Origin of the sequence: Pseudoalteromonas sp. BSi20311, assembly GCF_000239875.1 — a bacterium.
Classification (GTDB): Bacteria; Pseudomonadota; Gammaproteobacteria; order Enterobacterales; family Alteromonadaceae; genus Pseudoalteromonas.
Genome location: NZ_BADU01000184.1, coordinates 1 through 200, shown reverse-complemented (window position 1 = coordinate 200; position 200 = coordinate 1). Strand labels below are relative to the sequence as shown.

Here is a 200-nt window from a genome sequence, read left to right as displayed (position 1 = left end):
AAGTCGGTATACAAACAGTAAGACCAGCATATGTGGGGCTATAGCTCAGCTGGGAGAGCGCCTGCCTTGCACGCAGGAGGTCAGCAGTTCGATCCTGCTTAGCTCCACCACTTTACTTCTTAAAAATAAATATTCTTTTATCGGGTAGCACAATCACCTGAGAATAGAGTGTGTTTAATTTTGAGAAGTTTTTGATTCTC

1 tRNA gene is annotated in these 200 nt (G+C 43.0%); it reads left to right on the top strand.

The features are described from left to right. Window positions 1–34: 34 nt before the first annotated feature. A tRNA-Ala gene (locus P20311_RS18830) sits at window positions 35–110 on the top strand. The last annotated feature ends 90 nt before the right edge of the window (window positions 111–200 follow it).